The following is an 8107-nucleotide window of genomic DNA, read 5'->3' on the forward strand; positions in this document are numbered from 1 at the left end:
CAGGATTAAAAAAGCCACCCTTTTGAGGTGGCCTGAAAAAAATTACTAAAAGGTTACTTTCTGGATTTATCCATCTTTTCCCCTTGTTTTTGAGGGGCTTGTTTTTGAGGGGCTTGTTTTTTGTCAGAATCTTTTTTCTTTGGATCCTGTTTTTTGGGTTTGTCTGCCATGATTAAAATATTAATGGTTAATAAATATATCTATAAATAAATTTACGCGGAAAGAGATTTGAGTGTATACAGATTGGCAAATAATTAACTCAAAGCAACTTAAGATGAAAGTGGTATTTCATAGATAATCATATCAATAGCATTTATTGAAATATAAAGGAGATTTCATTCGCTATTGTTTATTTTTGGTTTTTAAACTTTAATTCCGGTAATAAGTGGCAGTAATAAATAAACAATCGGTAATTGACCAGATTCAGAAGAATAAAAGGAATCCTCATCTAAAGTTCCGTATTAAAGAGAAAACAGAAGAATTTACCCGTACACTTTTTTATACGCTTTTTGATAATGACACTCCTGTTCCGGAAAATATTGATTTACTGGAAAAGCTCTTTGAAGAACTGGCAGACCTTGTTTGCTGGTCTCCGGATAAACCCTGTAGGGATATCTGGTCAGAATATCTGGAAAAGTTACCCGAAATCCTGAGAAAATTAAACGAAGATGCCCGCGCAATCGCCGTTAATGATCCTGCAGCAAATTCTATAGAAGAAGTTTATCTTTCTTATCCGGGTTTTTACGCTATTGCAATTTACAGGTTAAGCCATGAATTTTACAATTTTGGACTCCCGCTTGTTCCGCGGTTAATGACAGAGTTCGCACACCGTTTAACAGGTACAGATATTAATCCGGGGGCAAAAATAGGAACTCCTTTTTTCATCGATCACGCTACGGGAGTTGTAATTGGGGAAACGGCGATTATAAAAGACAACGTCAAAATTTACCAGGGAGTTACACTTGGTGCTCTATATGTAGATCGTAAAATGAGAAGTGTAAAACGTCATCCAACAATAGAAGAAAACGTTACTATTTATGCTAATGCCACCATTCTGGGAGGAGAAACCGTGATTGGTGCTAACAGCATAGTAGGAGGAAATGTATGGCTAACTGCTTCTGTTCCTGCCGATTCAATGATTTCGCACAACCCCCAGATTAATATTAAAAAAGCAGCTCAAAAATGAATGAATCCATTTTAAAATTAATTGGCAATACTCCGCTTGTAAAAGCAAATACGCTGTTTCAAAACCCGAGAGTTGAGCTTTATTTTAAATTAGAGGGACAAAATCCCGGAGGTAGCGTAAAAGATCGTGCGGCGTATTTTATGATTAAAAACGCGCTGGATAGGGGAGAGATTACTAAAGAAACTAAACTTATTGAAGCCACCAGTGGAAATACAGGTATTGCCCTGGCGATGATTGCTGGAATTTTTAAACTGGATATTGAACTTGTAATGCCTGAGAATTCTACTTTAGAACGAGTGCAGACGATGCGCGCCTACGGTGCAAAAGTTACCCTTACAGATGCTGAAGGAGGTATTGAAGGAGCAAGGGACTATGCTGAAGATAAAGTTAAAGGAGGTGGCTTTTTTATGTTTAACCAATTTGGTAATAATGATAACTGGAAAGCACATTATAATACTACCGGACCTGAAATATGGAAGGATACTGACCAAAAGGTGACTCATTTTGTTTCCTCTATGGGAACAACAGGAACCATTATGGGAACTTCTACTTATTTAAAGGAACAAAATAGTAAAGTCCAGATTGTGGGAGTACAACCCACAGATGATTCCAGCATACCCGGTATCCGGAAGTGGCCGGAGGCTTATCTTCCTAAAATTTTTGATGCAAAAAAAGTAGACAGAATCCTGGAAGTAAGTGAAGATGAAGCCAAAAAGATGACCAGAACCCTGGCTACAGAGGAAGGTATTTTTGCAGGGATGAGCAGTGGTGGAGCAGCCGCCGCAGCCGTTCGGCTTTGTGAGGAAATAGATGAAGGTCTCGTTGTAAGTATTATTTGCGATAGGGGAGACCGCTACCTCTCATCTGAATTATTTAAATAAGGAGGATCTGCTTAAAACAGAATCCTCCTTATTTTCAGACCAATCTAAATATTACACAATATTAATTTACTGCCAGGGCATCACTGGATCTCTTGACTGAGGTGTTAGTGGAATAAATTTTTAGGCGTTGCTTTTGATCATCATTTTTCACGATTATTTTATAATAACCCTTATCAATTTTCTCTCCTGTTCCTCTGGCTATAAACGTGCTTCTGGTAACATCCCAGCCTTCATATTTTCCAAAAATTTCATTTCTTACCTCGTAAGGTAGGGACATGTCTGTAAACCGCTGTGATGTTTTAACCAAATCACCCTTAGAATTATAATGAGCTCTTAAAAAACCTTTCCGGCTTTTAAAATTAACCTGATAAGAGTCAAAATCTCCCATTAAATTAGTACTGAGATACTCCTTCATCTTAAAATTTCTGCAGACGAAGCCAATGGCATCCATTTCAAATTGATTGTCATATTCTTCTGCAATAACGAATTCATTACCCCCCTTAAAATCTATGGGTATGGTATTATTCTGCGCGGTAATCTCGGTTTCCTCCAAGTGAATAACCTGTGCCTGTGTACTGAACAGGAAACCTGTCAGTATTAAAAGTGTAACTGCAATTTTCATAATTGGTAGTTTTTTAAGTGAGTAGTAAAGCTACTAGTGTAACTTACTACTGAAAACTACCTAAGTAGCACAAAATCAATATTTAGCGTTTTTATTCATATTTATTTTCCTTTTTAAGAAATTCGATTAAAATACCAAGATCGATTATTTGCAGGTTTTCTCTCGAGGTATGGATAGAACCACTTTTCTTTAATTTCTGAATCTGCCGGTTAACCACCGCACGTGTAGAACCTATGAGATAAGCAATTTCCTTGTGGGAAAGATCATTGATTAACTCCAGATTTTTAGAATCTTTATTGACATTCCTTAGGAGGAGTTTTACTAACCTGGTTGAAATGTTAGCGAATATTATATCTGAAATATAATTCTCCATCGTACGCAGCTTTTTACCTGCATAGAACAGCAAATTTTTATAGTATTCCGGGTGCTTTCGGAACCAATCATGGAGATTTTCCATGGGTACTTCCAGCACTTTTACCTCGTCCAGACTTTCGTAGTATACCTTGTGCTCTAACCCATCGAGAATGCAGAAAAGATCCATAAAGTCTCCCTTGTGCAGAAGGAATAAAGTTACTTCTTTAGAACTTGTTTCATCGAGCTGATACATCTTTACCCTGCCACTAATAATAATATAAAACTTACAGAGAAACCTGTTCTCATCTACTAAACAGGTGTTCTTAGGCCATGTTTGCTCACTAAATAATGAAATCAGGCTGTTAAACGTAAGGTCATCCATATTTTCAAGAAGATGGCAATTACTTAAACTTTTACGGTAACGCTGGTAATCCGTGTCTTTATTCTTCATTTTGTGGGAATTAAAATAAAGGGGACGGGGGAACTGTTTTGATATAATAGTTTAAAGAGTAGAAAGTTGGAGACTATTCTATACTGCTGATTACACATAATTTACGAAATATTTTGGAAGCCTCATACACAAAAATTAAAATCTTATTTTCTTCAAAACATTTTATATTACTTTAAAAATCTGTTATTTTTGCAAAATTGCAGACTTAATAGAACCTATGGAGACCAAAACATTTGGAATTGAAAATAAAAAAGTAGATAAAGAGCTTTACGGCTATCAGCAGAAAGATATTGAGAAAATCTTTGCAGTTATTGATGAGCATCCAGAGCACTATAATCTGCTTTATCAACTTCCGACAGGAGGAGGGAAGACCGTTATTTTCTCACAAATTGTAAGGGAATACATCCAACGTACCCAGAAGAAGGTTTTGATACTCACGCACCGGATTGAACTTTGTAAGCAGACTTCTAAAATGCTTACCGATTTTGGGGTTCGTAATAAAATTATAAACAGCAAAGTTAAAGAACTTCCGGACCAGGAAGATTATATGTGCTTTGTTGCGATGGTGGAGACATTAAATAACCGTCTTCACGATGAGAAGCTGGATTTGCAGAATATCGGCATGGTGATTATTGATGAAGCGCACTACAACTCCTTCAGGAAATTATTTAAGTTTTTTGAGAAATGTTTTATCCTTGGGGTAACTGCAACTCCGCTAAGTTCCAATATTAAGCTTCCCATGAAGGATAATTACCGGGAACTTATTGTTGGGGATTCTATTACTTCGTTAATTGAAAAAGGCTTTCTTGCCAAAGCAAAAACCTTTAGCTACAACGTTGGCCTTTCCGGACTTAAAATTGGTATGAACGGGGATTATACAGTGAAATCTTCAGAGGAGCTATATTCTAACTTCTCAATGCAGGAGAAGTTGCTGAATGCCTACATGGAACGTTCAAAAGGAAAGAAAACGCTGATTTTTAATAACGGAATCAATACGTCAATTGAAGTCTATGAAACGTTCAGAAATGCAGGACTTAAAGTCAGGCACCTGGACAATACCACCAGCAAACAGGACAGAAAAGATATTTTAAAGTGGTTTAAACATACGCCAGATGCTATTGTAACTTCTGTAAGTATTCTTACCACCGGTTTTGACGAACCTACAGTAGACACCATCATCCTTAACCGTGCAACCAAATCCCTTACGCTTTACTTCCAGATGATTGGCCGGGGATCCAGAGTATTGCCGGGAAAAAAGGAATTTAATGTTATTGATCTTGGAAATAATCTAGCGCGTTTTGGTAATTGGAGCGCTCCCGTAGACTGGAAGCAAATTTTTAGATCTCCAGATTTCTATTTCGAAAATCTTCTAAGTGACGAAGAGATCGAAAGGGAATTTAAGTACCAGATGCCACCGGAAATTCGTGAGAAATTTGCTAATTCTGAAGATGTGGATTATGATGTGGAAAACGCTTATGACGAAGTGATTAAAAAGGGCTTAAAGTCTAAAACCGTACTGGAATGGTCTATGGAGCAACACGTTAAAATGTGTGTGGAAAATAGCGAAGACGTTTTTGACGCACGTATTCTGGCAAAAGAGCTGAAGGACGATATTTCGTCCAGGATTAAGCAATATTCTTATTGCATTAGTAAGAGTACCAAAAACTACAGAGATTGGCTGGAAGAAGATTATTCCCGAAAATTAAGAATGGAAATCAATAAAGAATTCTAAATTTTCTGCGGAAGCAATTATTTGTAAGAGACCATTCAAAAATGACAAATATCGACCTTCAATTATTTTAAACATAATCCTGAAGTTTACCGGAAGGTTGTAATAAGGATGAAAATTGTCATTTTTGAAGCCTCGCTTAATCTTTATCTTTTTTTCCGAAAAGCCGCTTAAAGAACCCTTTTTTCTCCTTTTCTCCTTCGGAAGTTGCCTCTTCGTCCTTATCAGAACCTGAAAAGAGGCGTTTAAAGAAGCCGTCACGCTTCTTTTCGTCGCAATCCAGCATTTCAGCAACTTCAGAAGAGACAGGAGCAAAGCGGGCATTGGTGATATTGGTGAAATATGGATCCTGATTCATTTTTTGCATTAGCCTGGCAAAAATTGGCAATGCAGAGTTAGCGCCCTGGCCAATCCTCGTGTTTCTGAAACCTATACGATGATCATCTGCTCCAACCCAGGTTACCGCCACAAGTTGCGGAGTAATTCCCACAAACCAGCCATCTTTATTGTTTTGAGTAGTTCCGGTTTTGCCGGCAATGTCATTGTTTAATCCGTATGTAGACCGCAGTCTCGTCGCTGTTCCCTCATTCACGGTTGCCTGCATAAAATTTAGTATTACCTGCCGTGTGGTCTCACTATAAGCCGGTGTGGGCGCTACTTTTGGCTCAAAAGACGCCAGAAGATTACCATTTCCATCTTCTATCCTCGTAATATAGTAGGGTTCGCTGGGCCTTCCGTTATTTACATAACTGGTATAAGCTCCTGTCAGTTCTTCAAGATTTAATGAAGCTGTTCCCAATGCTATAGAAGGTACTGCCGGGAGATCAGATGTTATACCCATTTCTCTCGCTTCCTTGATAACATTGTCTATTCCCGTTTCCATCAGCACTTTTACTGCTATGGTGTTCATGGAAGTGCTAAGTGCTGTTTTAAGGTTGTAATTCATGTGAGGGTCGTCACTGGCAGACGAATTTGCCGGTGTCCATCCATTTTCATAGGTGACTTCTTCCGCAGAAAAGTACGTGCAGGGTTCCATTCCGTTTTCGAGGGCTGCAGTGTAGACAATTGGTTTAAAAGTAGAACCGACCTGTCTTTTGCTCATCGAAACATGATCATATTTAAAATACCTGAAATCCACGCCACCAACCCAAGCCCGGACGGCTCCGGTTTCCGGCTGTACGGCCAGCATTCCTGCATTCAGGAATTTAAGGTAGTGTGACAGGCTATCGATAACACTCACGTTTTTTGTGGTTGAACCATCATAGCTAAAGAGTTCTGTAGGTTTTGTTTTTCGTAACTCCTGCATGATTTCCTGATGGTTTAAACCTTTGTCACTTAGTTTCTGGTAAGATTCAGTTCCTTTTACAGCATCTTCAAGGATGTTTTTGTTTTGCAGCCACGGCGCATTCTCTCCATAAGAGGCTTCGTGCTGCTGCTGCAGGTCCATCATATGCTCGCGCATAGCTTCTTCAGCCAGTTGCTGCATTTTATGATCGAGGGTGGTGTGTACTATGAGTCCGTCGCGATAAATGTTATAGGACTGTCCTTCAATGTTTTTGAGCGTATCCAGAATCTTGCTTACATCTTTTCTTACCTGTTCCCGAAAGTAAGGGGCAAGGCCTTTATTATTGCTGTAATTACGGTAATCCAGCACAAGATCTGTTCTTTTAGCTTCCAGAGCTTTTTCTTCGGAAAGATAATCGTACCGAGCCATTTGCATTAGAACAACATCCCGGCGTAACCTGCTCCTTTCAGGAAAAATCCGCGGATTGTAGGAATGGGAAGCCTTCAGCATTCCCACTAGGACGGCGCCTTCTTCCAAACTTAATTCTGAAGTATGCTTATTGAAAAACTTCATGGAAGCACTTTCAATTCCGTACGTATTATCACTAAAGGGAACAGTATTAAAATAGAGGGTTAGAATTTCATTTTTATTATAAATATCCTCCAGTCTTTCGGCAATAATTGCCTCCTGAACTTTATTAATTACAATGCCAAAGGCACCGTAATCTTTTCTTCCGTAGATATTCTTTGCGAGCTGTAAAGTGATGGTGCTACCACCACCCGCAGATTCATCCTGTAATAAAATAGATTTAAAAAATACCCGTAACAAGCTGCGGTTATCGATACCGTCATGTTCAAAAAATCGAACATCTTCAGTTGCTATAAGTGCTTCAATAAGATGTTGTGGTAGTTCTTTGAAAGTAATAGGCTGCCTGTCGAAGATGTAAAATTTTCCGATTAATTCTCCATCTGAAGATAAAACCTGTGTAGCTTTGCTTTGCTCAAGTTTCTGCAGTTCTTCGGTAGATGGTATTTTGCCCCACATTCCAAAGTAAATACTGGAAAAAAACAGTAGCGCCAGCGCGAGAAGACTTAATAAGATAATGAGAGCCCATCTTATTTTGGGGGAGATTTTTAATTTTGATAGCATAATAAACTGAGACTGCTGCAAATAAACGAATACTTCTAAAATATAAATTTTATTTTAAGCCAAATTTTAGAATATGTGGAAAGGGCAGGAGCAGGAGAAAAAAAAGCCGAGGACAATGTTTGTCCCGACTATATAGGAAGTAAGTTCATGGATTCGGGCCTTAAATTAAACAGCATCTTTTTCTGTTAAACCTTATATCGCTATTTGAGACCTGCCTGATGTTCAAAAATATTTTTCTATGAGAGAAATTTAAATCTCTTAATTCTGTGATGTTTTCCAAAGCTTCCATGATAATGATGTTTTGATTGATGAATTTAATTAGTTGTGGCGTCTTCGGCTATACCAACTTCCTCTGTTGGAAGGCTGCTGAAAGTTCAAAAATGATCTCCTGTGGGTCAGATCTCCGTCTCTTAATCCTGTAATGTTTTCTAATGTTTTCATACATCTTAT

At 38.3% G+C, this 8107-nt stretch carries 6 protein-coding genes; 3 read left to right on the forward strand and 3 right to left on the reverse strand.

All coding sequences use genetic code 11. From position 1 onward, the window contains the following. The first annotated feature begins 394 nt into the window (after positions 1–394). Together RM545_RS08270 and cysM are read left to right on the forward strand one after the other, a co-directional pair. Positions 395–1186 (forward strand): serine O-acetyltransferase, encoded by a 792-nt coding sequence (locus RM545_RS08270; RefSeq protein ID WP_311494855.1) that lies wholly within the window; start codon positions 395–397, stop codon positions 1184–1186. Next, positions 1183–2067, forward strand: a complete 885-nt coding sequence (gene cysM, locus RM545_RS08275) for a cysteine synthase CysM (protein ID WP_311494848.1) — start codon at positions 1183–1185, stop codon at positions 2065–2067. Before RM545_RS08270 ends, cysM begins: the two co-directional genes overlap by 4 nt. Positions 2068–2128: 61 nt before the next feature. On the opposite strand, the gene RM545_RS08280 is transcribed toward cysM, so the two are convergent. After that, on the reverse strand, positions 2129–2689 hold the full coding sequence (locus RM545_RS08280; protein WP_311494849.1) for a hypothetical protein: 561 nt from the start codon (positions 2687–2689) through the stop codon (positions 2129–2131). Between the two features lie 91 nt (positions 2690–2780). Beyond that, entirely contained in the window at positions 2781–3494 is a 714-nt protein-coding gene (locus tag RM545_RS08285; protein WP_311494850.1) for a Crp/Fnr family transcriptional regulator, read from the reverse strand. A 217-nt stretch (positions 3495–3711) separates the two neighbouring features. Between RM545_RS08285 and RM545_RS08290 the strand changes: the two genes are divergently transcribed. Further along, positions 3712–5226 carry a DEAD/DEAH box helicase gene (locus tag RM545_RS08290; protein ID WP_311494851.1) on the forward strand — a complete coding sequence of 505 codons (1515 nt, stop codon included), beginning with the start codon at positions 3712–3714 and terminating at the stop codon, positions 5224–5226. 136 nt (positions 5227–5362) lie between these two features. On the opposite strand, the gene RM545_RS08295 is transcribed toward RM545_RS08290, so the two are convergent. Beyond that, entirely contained in the window at positions 5363–7657 is a 2295-nt protein-coding gene (locus RM545_RS08295; RefSeq protein ID WP_311494852.1) for a transglycosylase domain-containing protein, read from the reverse strand. Positions 7658–8107 lie beyond the last annotated feature (450 nt).

Source organism: Autumnicola lenta (assembly GCF_031846515.1).
In the GTDB taxonomy this organism is placed as follows: domain Bacteria; phylum Bacteroidota; class Bacteroidia; order Flavobacteriales; family Flavobacteriaceae; genus Autumnicola; species Autumnicola lenta.

Bases quoted from the DNA above. Each gene is read 5' to 3' on its own strand.
- RM545_RS08290 (WP_311494851.1), top strand. From the start codon at position 3,712: ATGGAGACCAAAACATTTGGAATTGAAAATAAAAAAGTAGATAAAGAG.
- RM545_RS08280 (WP_311494849.1), bottom strand. From the start codon at position 2,689: ATGAAAATTGCAGTTACACTTTTAATACTGACAGGTTTCCTGTTCAGT.
- cysM (WP_311494848.1), top strand. From the start codon at position 1,183: ATGAATGAATCCATTTTAAAATTAATTGGCAATACTCCGCTTGTAAAA.
- RM545_RS08295 (WP_311494852.1), bottom strand. From the start codon at position 7,657: ATGCTATCAAAATTAAAAATCTCCCCCAAAATAAGATGGGCTCTCATT.
- RM545_RS08285 (WP_311494850.1), bottom strand. From the start codon at position 3,494: ATGAAGAATAAAGACACGGATTACCAGCGTTACCGTAAAAGTTTAAGT.